The 12,426-nt window shown below is 46.1% G+C and carries 11 protein-coding genes, 2 tRNA genes and 1 pseudogene; all 14 read right to left on the bottom strand.

All coding sequences use genetic code 11. From position 1 onward, the window contains the following. Positions 1-153 precede the first annotated feature (153 nt). The 14 genes and pseudogenes from ABWW03_RS07965 to kdsB all read right to left on the bottom strand — a co-directional run bounded on the left by ABWW03_RS07965 (position 154) and on the right by kdsB (position 12,366). Complete coding sequence (locus tag ABWW03_RS07965) at positions 154-621, bottom strand: paraquat-inducible protein A (RefSeq protein ID WP_353407589.1); 468 nt, start codon at positions 619-621, stop codon at positions 154-156. Positions 622-1,129: 508 nt separating this feature from the next. Beyond that, a pseudogene (locus ABWW03_RS07960) lies at positions 1,130-1,222 on the bottom strand (excalibur calcium-binding domain-containing protein); the annotation flags it as partial. A gap of 12 nt (positions 1,223-1,234) precedes the next feature. Further along, positions 1,235-1,390 (bottom strand): YHYH domain-containing protein, encoded by a 156-nt coding sequence (locus ABWW03_RS07955; protein ID WP_353407588.1) that lies wholly within the window; start codon positions 1,388-1,390, stop codon positions 1,235-1,237. Positions 1,391-1,716: 326 nt separating this feature from the next. Continuing rightward, entirely contained in the window at positions 1,717-2,112 is a 396-nt protein-coding gene (locus tag ABWW03_RS07950; protein WP_353407518.1) for a hypothetical protein, read from the bottom strand. A gap of 263 nt (positions 2,113-2,375) precedes the next feature. Then, entirely contained in the window at positions 2,376-3,020 is a 645-nt protein-coding gene (locus ABWW03_RS07945; protein ID WP_353407517.1) for a hypothetical protein, read from the bottom strand. Between the two features lie 673 nt (positions 3,021-3,693). Next, positions 3,694-5,226: a hypothetical protein gene (locus ABWW03_RS07940; protein ID WP_353407516.1), complete on the bottom strand. Its 1,533-nt coding sequence runs from the start codon at positions 5,224-5,226 to the stop codon at positions 3,694-3,696. 87 nt (positions 5,227-5,313) lie between these two features. Continuing rightward, positions 5,314-6,237, bottom strand: a complete 924-nt coding sequence (locus ABWW03_RS07935; protein ID WP_353407515.1) for a hypothetical protein — start codon at positions 6,235-6,237, stop codon at positions 5,314-5,316. Positions 6,238-6,798: 561 nt separating this feature from the next. Further along, positions 6,799-6,885, bottom strand: a tRNA-Leu gene (locus tag ABWW03_RS07930). Between the two features lie 168 nt (positions 6,886-7,053). After that, positions 7,054-7,127 (bottom strand) — tRNA-Cys (locus ABWW03_RS07925). Between the two features lie 197 nt (positions 7,128-7,324). Beyond that, positions 7,325-7,873 carry a CDP-diacylglycerol--glycerol-3-phosphate 3-phosphatidyltransferase gene (pgsA, locus tag ABWW03_RS07920; protein WP_353407514.1) on the bottom strand — a complete coding sequence of 183 codons (549 nt, stop codon included), beginning with the start codon at positions 7,871-7,873 and terminating at the stop codon, positions 7,325-7,327. Between the two features lie 153 nt (positions 7,874-8,026). Then, entirely contained in the window at positions 8,027-9,970 is a 1,944-nt protein-coding gene (uvrC, locus tag ABWW03_RS07915; RefSeq protein WP_353407513.1) for an excinuclease ABC subunit UvrC, read from the bottom strand. A 46-nt stretch (positions 9,971-10,016) separates the two neighbouring features. Beyond that, on the bottom strand, positions 10,017-11,078 hold the full coding sequence (gene murB / locus ABWW03_RS07910; protein WP_353407512.1) for a UDP-N-acetylmuramate dehydrogenase: 1,062 nt from the start codon (positions 11,076-11,078) through the stop codon (positions 10,017-10,019). 5 nt (positions 11,079-11,083) lie between these two features. Further along, positions 11,084-11,590, bottom strand: coding sequence for a low molecular weight protein-tyrosine-phosphatase (locus ABWW03_RS07905; protein WP_353407511.1), 507 nt, complete (start codon positions 11,588-11,590; stop codon positions 11,084-11,086). A gap of 14 nt (positions 11,591-11,604) precedes the next feature. Continuing rightward, complete coding sequence (gene kdsB / locus ABWW03_RS07900; protein WP_353407510.1) at positions 11,605-12,366, bottom strand: 3-deoxy-manno-octulosonate cytidylyltransferase; 762 nt, start codon at positions 12,364-12,366, stop codon at positions 11,605-11,607. Positions 12,367-12,426 lie beyond the last annotated feature (60 nt).

Here is a 12,426-nt window from a genome sequence, read left to right as displayed (position 1 = left end):
CGATTTTTCGCAATCTTTCTTTTTATTACATCAATCAATGAACATTTAAAAAGAAAAGCATTCAGGATTTATCGAGCCGTATCGACTCCAAACCACTCAATGTAAATTAACGATTAAACCCAAGTAACCTTTAGAAAGATGCCCCAAACATATTCATACTGCCTTAACAGCCAACTCATAATCCAACATGAGTCGATGTGACAGTACCAAGGTTAATAGAGCCGAAGCACAGAATACAAACAAACCAATATGCACGCTTACATGAGCTAAACCGCCCACTTTGATGGTGGATGCCAAAATTGCAATGACAAACACATCAGCCATTGACCACTTCCCTACCAGCAACATCTTCTTGACTGTATTGAGCTTTTCCTCAGGTGAGTGGAGCTTATCGAAAGCCAGCATAAAACTTACGTAAAATTTACCAGCAGGCATTAATACGCTAAATACCAGTATCAGTGAGAAGAGAAAAAACTCACCACTAGTCAACAACTCGTATAATCCACCAAGCAAAGAGAAGGTATCATTGAAAATAAGAAATTTTTGCATAGTGAACATTGGCAGACAAATACCGAACATGAACAATACAACAGACGATACCCACAGCGCTCTGTTAATCATGGCCAATGTGATTTACTCCTGGATTCGATGTTGAGAAATGAGTGTCGAGCATAGCTATGAGCTAACGAGTTTGCTTACAGCAAATAATTGCTTGTATTGTCGGCATCTCAATATCTAGGCAAAAACCAGAAAACAGCATGATACAAAATAGGCTTAGGCACTACGCTATCCCTATGTTTATCAGGGTTGGATCGAAAGTTTTTCCTTAGTATTCTGAGAGCACGTAACGTTGAAAAGGATTGTATGGCAATCGCACACACAAAAATAGCAATCAATATAGATATAAGAGAGTGATCAAAAAACAACATAAACAACCTGGCTAACCCCCAAAGACCAAAAATCACGAGAAAGAATGCATCAATATACAAAGAACTTGATATCTCGCTGTCCTTATCTAAGGCACTCGTCCTCCCTCTTCTCTTCCTCACCACCTCTCTTCCAAAACCTCAAAAATGCCTGAATTCCTACTAGTTACCGTGAAATACAGAGGTATCTACATATCCAAAGCCTATTCACACGCAATCCCATCACCATCTCGATCAAGATGCCTACCATAACCCGGCCGACCGCGACGAATTGGGGCGACACCCGCCGCTCTCGCTTCACTGCAGTTTCAATAGCTTCCTGAAGCCCTGGATTTAAGCTTCGGTGCAGGTTTGACTGACGAAGAGCCTCGATGACAATGATACCCACCTGTTTTGCGATTATTGTGACATCCTTGGCTGTTTAGCCTCCCGCCATGGGCAACTGCGAAATCAACAAACACCATGGTAAAGAGCAATATCCAATACTTCATCAGCAATCCTTGCTCAACCTTCCTATTTAAGCAACCCTGTGCTTTTTAAGGAACATTCGAACTTCGCACTTCGCAAGAATAGAAAATTTCTTAAGCTCCCCCACAGTCTCATTGAGCTCCTCCATTGAAGCGATGTCATTTTTCTTTGGAAATAAGGATCTCATAACCTTATATAGATAGGTCAAATCGAATTCTTCCTTATCGATTTCTTTCCTTCGACTCATGTGTGACTTCCTTTATTAAATTTCGGCATTTTCAATCAATTGGTGAACTTGAGTATTTCGGAAAATAAAAATTGCCTATCGGGCAGCTTCAGCCGTTTTTCTACGTTGCTTACGAACAGCTACTAAACCCAATATACCCAATGAGCCACACAACAAAGCGATTCCAAGCGAACCTATACCAATCCCATATTCTAGCAATACCCAAATAGAGGCTGCGAAAGGTAAAACATCAAAAACTACAATAATTGAAGTAGCCAACCCAAATTGCCCTTTTTCTATTTGAAAACTGGCTACCATATTTGCAGCGGATATCACAAAGGCGTGGAGAAAGATAAACATTGCAGGCAAGAAACTTAGAAACGCGATGATTTCATACCATTCTGCCGCAGGGTGCAATACAGCTCTCTTGTATCCATCTTTCACAGGCCCCTTTCGAAAGGCCTCATCTATTCTTTTTATTGGGTTGTACATGTTCTTGTTATGCCTTTTTAGACGCTTTAAATCGTATCAGCAACTCATATATTCCATCAACTAAAGAGACGTATCATTGAAAAACCGGAGCTTTTGCATAGTAAACACTGGCAGGAAAACACCAAAGATGAGCAATACTACAGATGGTACCCAAACCTCTCTGTTTTTGAGGATGGAATTAAAGATCAGGGGATTGGCCTAGCTCTTTACTCGCGGAGCTAAGCCAATGAAGGTGGATGCCCTTAGCATTTAATAACAGCCCATTAATCGCTGTAACCCCAAGGCGCTGCTGGTGGCGAAATCGCCTTAGTTAAATCAAAGTCCACTCTAAATTCACGCCCTTCACGGACCATGCGATAAGTGAACTTATCAGGATAAATGAACATTTGCCAGGTGTTGCCACTCGATTGCGGAATACCATGCTTGGCAAATAACTCTTTTGAATATTGATCGGCAGGAAACGACTGTACGCGATCCCAGCCCCTATCAAGCGTATGCCCGCCATACATAGTCGAGTCATCATAACTACCATCAGCTTTGCGATGATCGTGTTTTAACGAAATACCAGAGCCCGTTTTGGTTAAAATCCAAGTGCGTGAAGCATCATCACCTACGTGAAATGGGATCTGTAATTCACGCTCACTACAACGGCGAACATGCATGATTAATTTCTTGCCAGAAAAACCGCCGCCTTTAGCGTTGTCAACCGTAATTTTCCCCTGGTAAGCTTTGCCACAATGTGTTTTTAAATGCTCAAAATAAGCATCATGGGTTGCGATAGACACCTGTGGCGCAGGCAAAACCACGGATTTGCCACTCGTGTTCTTTGAGCCCGCTGCATTCACAGCGACAGAACTACCAAGAGTAATAACAACAATAACTAAACTCGAAACGATGGGTATTTTCATAACAACTCTTAATCCTTTTGCTAAAATAAAAATAGCTCTGTCAAAAGAGCTATTGTCGGCTCTTCATCATTAACGGGGGACACCGGCATTCATTAAAAATGGATTTGCGAAGATCATTTTAATGGAGAAAAACAAGAACAAACGGGACACTCACCTTTAACTACCACCCAATGCTAACACAAGTAACTTGCGATCAGGCATAGACAAGTTGCCTAATTCTATCTACTGATTAGATTTTACTAGAGTCAAGTATAACTGATCCTAAAAGTGGAGAATTAATTTGATTAACACGATAACTGAAAAACTCAACTCACGGCTAACCTAAGTAAACCAAAATTGGAGGGGTTTTCTTGAGAACGGCAGAAGCACCTGGGAGAGTTTTAAAACAAGATTCAAACTGAATAACGGCCACAATGAATGCCTTAGACTCTATATTCCTTTTTCAAATTGATGCTTTACCCATTCAATTTTTTGCTCCTCCACAACAGCAAACGCCACAAGACCAAATAGCCACTCTTCATTTTCTGGGGCATTTTCAACAAGTTATTCATAAATATCTTCCGGCCCTGCAAATCTGTCCATAGTTTCATCCCTGAAAGTGATTATCTTCACCCAGCTCAGACAATTAATAAAACACTGATTAACTTAATCATTCATACTGGTTTATTAAGCTTCAAATTTCTGAAAAGTCTTCGTTCCAATGAGTATCACTCTTTATATTCATACCCGGTTCATCCAACAATAGATCATGAGATAGTATATCTTCAGGCAGAACCCCCTGTTTACCAAATCGCATAGTCGTCTCCGCACATTCAAACTTATCTATTTCATGAAATGATTGAACTGCATGACAATAAACTGCGCGAATGTCTTTATCTTTGAAGTCGAAATTGTTAATCGATGTTCGTATCTTTTTCTCCCTCAAAAATTCTACTTCTGGCCCATGAAGTGTTTCATATCCAATATGAATAACAGTTGGAAAGTCTTTCGGAGATTGATTAACTGCCTTACTAAGAAGTTTCTTTACATCTTTAGCCTTTTTACTTATCGACTCCTCGGCTAAACACTCCCACTTAGCACAATAGGCCTCACTCACCCCATCACAAAACAAATTGAGTATGTGCTCATCATCGTCTGGGCCAACAGCATTAATTCCCGTGGGCAAATGAACTTGAGAATAACTCCCAAACCCGTCATAACTGCCTGCAAAAAGAGCAATCATTTGAGGGGAATTCCAGCGCACTTGATACCTACTAAAATGCTCATAAACCCGACTCATATTTATAAGTTTAGCCTCGACAACAACCTCGTCATTTTCGAATGAGGCGCCATCTTCAATATGGCCACGATGAATTATTGATAAAAACGAATCAACCATTACCTCACTTGAAGATTGAGATAGCTCAACCTTAAATTTAACATCTAAAAATATAGGTACTTTTATTTCAGCCATAACGGGAACGAGTTTTTCCCAACGGATTCTCCACTCTTTCCTTTCTAATTCTAAATACTCGGTGGACTTCTTTTGTCGCTTACATTCCACATACAACTTCTCATCATTTCTCGTAACAAGTAAATCTGGTGTTTGCGATAACGGATTCTCTGGAACAAATTCAACCAACCAACCATTTCTTTTGTACATAATGGCAACGACAATCTCGAAAAGTAGAGAATCTGGTTGATTATTATTCCCTTTTAAAAGCTCATCAAGCTTACCCTCAATACCCTTTATGCTTTTTGCAATTTTAACATACCTACCTATCGCAGAAAAAAACGGATACACTCTAGCAGATTGAGAAGGCTCATCAACATAAGGCCTGTAATAAACAGATTCCACAAGATATAGATACCAAGCTATCCAGTCTTCATGGAACGCCACTCGTGAATCTTCATCTTCAACTTTTATGACAAACCTTGGGTCGACTGAAATCGCTCTATCTTGTTGCTTGCGAAAATATTTAACAACGGAATTCCTACGTCTAACCCACTCATCCTCCCCCATATGCGACAAAAACCAATCCAGAGTTTTTTTTGCGCTTACTATCCACTCTTCTGTTTTTCGCCTATCGAGATACCGTCCAAATTCCTCGTACTCACCATTTCTTTCAACCATAAATCCCACCCTTGCCCGCTTTCGCTTAACATCTCTTCGAGCTTTGACATTTTTTATCTTTCTCTTGGTAAGCTTTACTCTAATTTGACTCATAAATTCGACCACCAAGGATAATTGAGATCCACCACTGCAAAAGCTCATACACCGAAAACAGATCTAAAAAATGCTCCTCTCGAAATTTTACTTTAACCCATAATATTTCATAGCCGCTTCTGTGAGAACTTTTGTAGCCATGGAAACCCCTATATTCCAAGTACCTTCAGCAGCTTTCTTGAGATTTGAAACTAGCCACTTTGTGGCTTTCGCCCCAAACGGCTCTTCTGCTCCCAATGGCTCTTCTGACGCAATAATCTCGGCTAGCTCTATCGCTGATGCTTCCGGAATACCAGCCTCAACAAGGTGCTTAACAAATGAATCGCAATCTCTTTCGTTAACCGCGACTGAAACAAGTGAACCAGCGCCATTTGCTACCGCAGTTGTTACATCCCCATAGATTATTTGCTGCGAGATTTGTTGGACCTTTTCAGCATCTTTCTTTTCTGGCTCTTTTGCACCAAATGCCACATGGGATGCGCCGGGTACCGACCTTTCCAATTCAATAGTTAATTCAAGTATTCGACTTCTAACGCTTTGCTGTATTTCATACAATGAAGTTGAAGAAATCGATCCCCTCACATCAACACAAGAATAATCTTCGTATATTTTACCTTGTAAAAGTAAAATTAAGTTTGAGGCATCTATTCCAAAGCTACCACCCTCGGTGGTATTTTTTCTTACCATTTCACCTATTGCGGCGACACTTTCACGGATTTCATGATTCACCCACCGCTCACCTGCATGCAACTCAATAAGATAGGGAGGAATTTGTGCATTTTTAATAGCAGCGCCAAACGAGCCTGAAAATGACCCTGTATACGTCACCCCTACATGCCTATAAGAAGGAACAGCAATATCTGCTGGATATCCCTCAGATTCGTGTCTAACCCACGCCTCTAGAGCGTTGCTACCTAACCTTGCAGATAGCAACCTCAGCTTTAAGAGGATCGAACTAAGATCAGCGTCATCTTGAACCACCGACTCTTGAATTTGTTGTAGAAGTGACAATCTAACCCCCGTAGTTCCTTTCACATAGACAGACCGGAAACGATAAAACCAACAACATTTCAAATAACGAAATTATTACGAGCGCATTCGTGAAATCAGGTTCCATTATTTACTTCTTTATATTGAACAAGATACACATAACAACTTAATTACCGAGCAACTGAATTACCCTCCAATACCCATGAGCAACAAGGTGTAGATTTCAATATTACTGGGAAGAAACTTGTACAACATCCTGTTACATGTCCTTGATCCACCGTATTAACGCATTGTTCTTACTTAACTACGGCGGAGAGGATAGATATCAAGGTAGTAAGAAAGCTCAGCACACAGGCAACTCATATCCTTTCTATGTTAAGAATTTCAAGTCACTGAATACTAAGAATGCGAGCAAGAGATTAATACTAAAGAACCAACCACACAAGACCCTAATATAATTAGGGCGACTATCAAATATTCGCAATGAAAGGCAATTCAGAGAAACAGAGGAAATACGGCACGAGACTACGCAAAGAAAGTGTCCACTATGAAAACGATATTAGTGATTACTTTCGCTAGAAGTGGTGCCCGGGGCCGGACTTGAACCGGCACGCTATTGCTAGCGGGAGATTTTAAGTCTCCTGTGTCTACCAATTCCACCACCCGGGCGTCGAGGGGTATTTTTTATAGTAGGTATGGCGGCCCTACTCGTGCCAATCGATGCTCTATTGAAAAGAACAACGCTTTTTAAAGTAGGAGGCAGCCCTACTTCGATCAGCTGGGCCAATCGGGTTTGCCTTGCGGCACCTAAGTTGAAGGATTCAACCTAAGGGAAAGTGGAGGCGCGATCCGGAATCGAACCGGAGTAAACGGAGTTGCAGTCCGTGACATAACCACTCTGACATCGCGCCATAAGGGCGGCAATTCTAATGCATCCGCTTGAAAATTCCTAGTACTTTCTGGGACTTAGCCGCATTAGTGCCTATTGCATTGGCGGGCTGAAAAGGCCGCTTTTGCAAAGAGCGGCTATTCTATGGTTTGGCCGCTCACTGTCAAGTATTGCGAGCGACTTTGGCGAAATTCGTACAAAAAGACGGCAGTTTGTGTTTTATGGCTTCAATGATGGCCAGGCTGCGCGCAGGTAGAGGACCATGGAATACAGGGTAAGGCCAGCGGAGATGTACAGCAGAATATAACCGACATCGATCAGCCAGTAGCGATCGTCCACAGGGAACGCCAGCAATACGGTAATGGAAGCCATTTGGGCGGCGGTTTTCACTTTGCCGATAAAGGAAACAGCAACATTGGAACGTTCGCCCAGTTCGGCCATCCATTCCCTCAGGGCGGAGATGACGATCTCACGGCCAATAATTACCACAGCAGGCACGGTGAGCCAGACGCTGGAATGGGCCTGCACCAGCAACACCAGTGCGGAAGCGACCATGAGTTTGTCAGCGACCGGGTCCAGGAAGGCACCAAAGGCGGTGGACTGGTTGTAACGACGGGCGATAAAGCCGTCGAGCCAATCGGTCACGCCGGCCAGCGCAAAAATGAAGGCCGCGACGGGATAACTCCAGCCATAAGGCAAGTAAAACACCAGCACAATCACCGGGATGAGCAGTACGCGTAATAATGTCAGTTGATTGGCTAAGGTCATCTTGTTTCTGTTGGCTCAGTCCGTCTTTACGATTTTAGTGCAAAAATCAGACACTTAGCCTGAAAACATGAAGTTATTGCAAAAAAAGCGCAGCCTACCTGATCTGGGCTGCATTGGCCAGCATCGCAGGGTAAAGCTGAGAGTTTGGCGTGCTTATTCGGCGTGAAAATGCCCGTAGATTTCAGCGGCCAGTTTTTTGCTGATGCCCTCTACTTTCGCAAGATCATCAACGCTGGCGCCTTTGATTTGTGGCAGGCCACCAAAGTGTCGCAGCAGTTCGCGGCGGCGCTTGGCCCCGACGCCTGGAATATCTTCCAGGCTGGAACTGCGGCGCTTTTTATCCCGGCGGGCTTTGTGGCCGGTTACGGCGAAACGGTGTGCCTCGTCGCGCACCTGTTGAATTAAGTGCAATTCAGGCGCGGTGGCATCCAACACCCACTCTTCTCCGCTGTCAGCCATGTGCAGCACTTCAAAGCCGGCTTTGCGCGTGGTGCCTTTGGCTACACCGATCATGGTGACGTCTTGCACACCCAATTCACCGAGCACGGCCTTGGCCTGGCTGAGCTGACCTTTGCCACCGTCGATAAGCAGAATATCCGGCAGTACACCCTCACCTTCCTGAATGCGGCTGTAGCGACGGTTAAGCGCTTGCTCCATGGCGGCGTAATCATCGCCACCGGTAATGCCGTCGATATTGAAACGGCGATAATCCGATTTGATGGCGCCTTCCGGGCCAAACACCACACAGGAGGCAACGGTAAGTTCGCCACTGCTGTGGCTGATATCGAAACATTCGATGCGTTGTGGAATGGATTCCAGATTCAAGCGCTCCTGCAGCAATTCAAAACGCTGTTGCAGGTTTTGTTTACGGGCCAGCTGAGATTTCAGGTTTTGTTCGGCGGCACTCAAGGCGAGCTGCAACCAATTCTGGCGCTCGCTACGCACACTGTGGCGCAGCTGAATATTCTTACCCAGGCTTTCTTTGATGGCTTCACTCAAAAGCTCAGCATCGGGCAAAGGGTGGCTCAGAATAACATCCTTTGGAACATCCCTGCCCTTATTGCCCAGGTAATACTGCCCGACAAAATCGTTGAGCATAACTTCAGGGCCAGCGGCCAAATTGTCTTTCGGGTAATAACTTTTACTGCCCAGAATACGCCCTTGGCGAATATACAACAGGTGGATACAGCAAACGTTGCGCTCAATGGCGATGGCAATCACATCGACATTGGCGTTGCCCGATTCCACTACGCGCTGACTTTGCAGACTGCGCAAGGCACTGATTTGATCACGGTAAACAGCGGCTTGTTCAAACTGCAAATCCATCGAGGCCTTTTCCATACGATCAGCCAGCTCGGCCAGAATCTCATCGCTTTCGCCCTGCAAGAACATTTTGGTGTGGCGAACTTCTTCAGCGTAATTCTCTTTGCTGATGGCTTCTACGCAGGGCCCATCACAGCGTTTGATTTGGTATTGCAGACATGGGCGTGAGCGGTTTTTAAATACAGAATCTTCACACTGGCGCACCTTGAAGGTTTTTTGCAGGAAGCTCAGACTCTCTTTTACCGCCATCACATTGGGGAACGGCCCGAAGTATTCGCCCTTTTTACGCTTGGCACCGCGATGCATGGATACCCTGGGGTAATCCTCCCCACTCGATAGAAACACATAGGGGTAGGATTTATCATCACGCAATAAAATATTAAAGGGCGGGCGCTGAGCTTTAATCAGGTTTTGTTCCAGAATCAGCGCTTCAACTTCAGTATGGGTGACGGTGACATCCACGCGCGCAATACGCGCCACCAAAGCCATGGTCTTATTGTTTAAACCGCTGGAACGAAAATAACTGGACACCCGATTTTTTAAATTCTTGGCCTTACCGACGTACAGGATTTTGCCATCAGCATCGTACATTTGATAAATGCCGGGCCGCTGGGTGAGTTGTTTCAAAAAACTCTTGTGATCAAACTGGCAGCCCCCTTCTGGCGCCGGGGCAATACCTTCGGCACTGGCGCGAGCTTCTACTTTGCGGGCGGTAATGTCTTCCGCACGCTTTTTAGAAAGCTCTTTTGGCGTTGGCTTGCGTTTGTCACTCATGAATTGCTGATCTTCGTTCTAACTGAATGGGTTTTGAATTCAAGCCCTAACTCGGGGCCAGTGCTCCGTCGACCTGAATATGGCGAGGCTCGATTTCCAGTGACACTTGATAGCGCTGCCAGATATCGTCGCGAATTTTCTGCGCCAGTGCCAACACGTCTTTTGCCGAACCCCGTTTATGATTTACCAACACCAAGGCCTGTTGCTCATGCACGGCCACCCGCGCTTCGCGATGCCCTTTCCATCCGGCTTGATCGATTAGCCAACCGGCGGCCAGCTTATAATCTTCGCCATGAGGGTAAGCAACAAGATCAGCGTATTCCGATTTCAGCTGCTGATAATGCCCTTCACTGACGATCGGGTTTTTGAAAAAACTGCCCACATTTGGTAACGCTGCCGGGTCGGGTAATTTGGCCCGACGCAGATTGCACACCGCTTGCAGGATATCACCTGGGCTGGCCTGCTCGGGTGTCACCCCCAAACTGTGCAGACTTTGCTGCAGACCCGGGTACTGAGTATTCAGACAAGCCTCACGGCGCAAACGGAGACGAATGCTGCTGATAATGCGACGTGGCTCACCAGCTTTTTTGAAAAGGCTATCGCGGTACGCAAACTGGCATTGTTCGGCGCTCAAGCGATACCGTTTTCCGCTGTCGACTTCCAGACATTCCAGGCTGTCCATGACGTCGCACAGTTCTACGCCGTAGGCACCGATGTTTTGAATTGGAGCGGCGCCAGCAGCGCCGGGAATCAGGGCCAGGTTTTCCAGGCCATGCCACCCTTGCTCGCAGCAGTAACACACCAGCTCATGCCAGTTTTCACCGGCGGCCACATCGATTGACACCGTTTCGTCATCGCTCTTTTCTTCGAGCAAGGCGATACCCTTGTTTTGCATATGCAACACCAGGCCTGGAAAGTGATCCGACAAAATAATGTTGCTGCCACCGCCCAACACCAGCAACGGCATCTGCGGGTTTTCTTGTCGATACCACGTCAATGCTGCGCTGAGATCGGCCTGGCTTTCAATGGCCCAGTAAAAACGAGCCTCGGCTTGTATGGCCAAGGTATTAAATGCGCTCAGGTCTTGATGCTCGATTAAGGCGTTCATGGTGTTCAAGCCAGACGCTGTTGAATGTCGGCCAATAGACGATCCGATGCCGCTTCGATCAGATCCAACACCCATTCAAAACCATCGTCGCCGCCGTAATATGGGTCGGGCACTTCGCTCGTGGGCGTTGGAAAATCTTCCGGCAAATAATCCAGCATCAGCTGCACACGATCCTGATAGGCATCGGGGCACATGGCTTGTAAATCCTGAAGATTATTGTTGTCCATGGCGAGAATATAATCGAAGCGCTCAAAATCGCTGCTCACCACCTGTCGTGCGCGCAATGCGCTCATATCGTATCCACGCTTGGCTGCGTATTTGGAGGCGCGTGGGTCGGCCGGGTTACCAATATGCCAACCACCCGTGCCGGCGGAATCAATGATAATCTGATCGGCCAGGCCGGCGGCTTTGACCTTTTGTTGAAACACGCCGTCGGCTGTCGGGGAGCGACAAATATTTCCCAAACATACAAACAGTACGCTTACGGGCATTTGCAGTGCTTGCTTTGTCATAGTGGCACTCTCACCTATTGCCCTTGAATAAAGTCGACGACGCGCTGGAGGTCTTCGGGTGTATCCACACCGCCGGGTACGTCGGCGCAGGCTTCATCCAGGTGAATTTTTTCACCGTGCCATAACACGCGCAACTGCTCTAATGATTCTGTCGCTTCAATCGGGGCAACGTCCCAACCTACAAAACGATTTAACAAAGCAACGCGATAGGCGTAGATGCCAATGTGGCGCTGCGGCACAAACCCTTCTGGCAATGCCTCGCGGTTTTTTGCAAAGGCATCGCGGGGCCAAGGAACCGGAGCGCGACTGAAGGTTAAGGCTATGCCTTGCTCATCACTCACAGCTTTGACAACATTGGGGTTACAAAAATCTTCCACACTGTGGATGGGCTCGCTCAAGGTTGCCACACTGGCTTCTTTCGCCCGGTTCAAATTGTTCGCCACTTGATTGATCACTTCTGGCGGGATCAATGGCTCATCGCCCTGCACGTTCACCACAATGGCATCGGGCGCCAGGCCGTATTTTTCAGCCACTTCCTGCAGGCGATCGGTCCCGGACTGGTGATCGGCGCGGGTCATGCAAACCTCGCCACCGAAGGCTTTTACGGCCGCCTCGATGCGCGCGTCGTCAGTGGCCACAATGACTTGCTCGGCATCACTCAACTGAGCGCGCTCCACCACCCATTGAATCATCGGTTTGCCCGCAATATCCGCCAGGGGTTTGGCTGGTAATCGACTGGACGCGTAACGGGCGGGGATAACAACAAAAAATTCCATGATGGGCTCTTTAACATTTAACGTTCGGCATTCAACACCTGCGAATGACGCAGCGGCGGG

It is taken from the genome of Pseudoteredinibacter isoporae, from assembly GCF_040372805.1.
GTDB classification, from domain to species: Bacteria; Pseudomonadota; Gammaproteobacteria; order Pseudomonadales; family Cellvibrionaceae; genus Pseudoteredinibacter; species Pseudoteredinibacter isoporae_A.
Note: the sequence above shows the minus strand (reverse complement) of the source record. Positions and strands in the feature narration are given on the sequence as shown.

Bases quoted from the DNA above. Each gene is read 5' to 3' on its own strand.
- ABWW03_RS07965 (WP_353407589.1), bottom strand. From the start codon at position 621: ATGATTAACAGAGCGCTGTGGGTATCGTCTGTTGTATTGTTCATGTTC.
- ABWW03_RS07955 (WP_353407588.1), bottom strand. From the start codon at position 1,390: ATGGTGTTTGTTGATTTCGCAGTTGCCCATGGCGGGAGGCTAAACAGC.
- ABWW03_RS07950 (WP_353407518.1), bottom strand. From the start codon at position 2,112: ATGTACAACCCAATAAAAAGAATAGATGAGGCCTTTCGAAAGGGGCCT.
- ABWW03_RS07945 (WP_353407517.1), bottom strand. From the start codon at position 3,020: ATGAAAATACCCATCGTTTCGAGTTTAGTTATTGTTGTTATTACTCTT.
- ABWW03_RS07940 (WP_353407516.1), bottom strand. From the start codon at position 5,226: ATGAGTCAAATTAGAGTAAAGCTTACCAAGAGAAAGATAAAAAATGTC.
- pgsA (WP_353407514.1), bottom strand. From the start codon at position 7,873: ATGACCTTAGCCAATCAACTGACATTATTACGCGTACTGCTCATCCCG.
- uvrC (WP_353407513.1), bottom strand. From the start codon at position 9,970: ATGAGTGACAAACGCAAGCCAACGCCAAAAGAGCTTTCTAAAAAGCGT.
- murB (WP_353407512.1), bottom strand. From the start codon at position 11,078: ATGAACGCCTTAATCGAGCATCAAGACCTGAGCGCATTTAATACCTTG.
- ABWW03_RS07905 (WP_353407511.1), bottom strand. From the start codon at position 11,590: ATGACAAAGCAAGCACTGCAAATGCCCGTAAGCGTACTGTTTGTATGT.
- kdsB (WP_353407510.1), bottom strand. From the start codon at position 12,366: ATGGAATTTTTTGTTGTTATCCCCGCCCGTTACGCGTCCAGTCGATTA.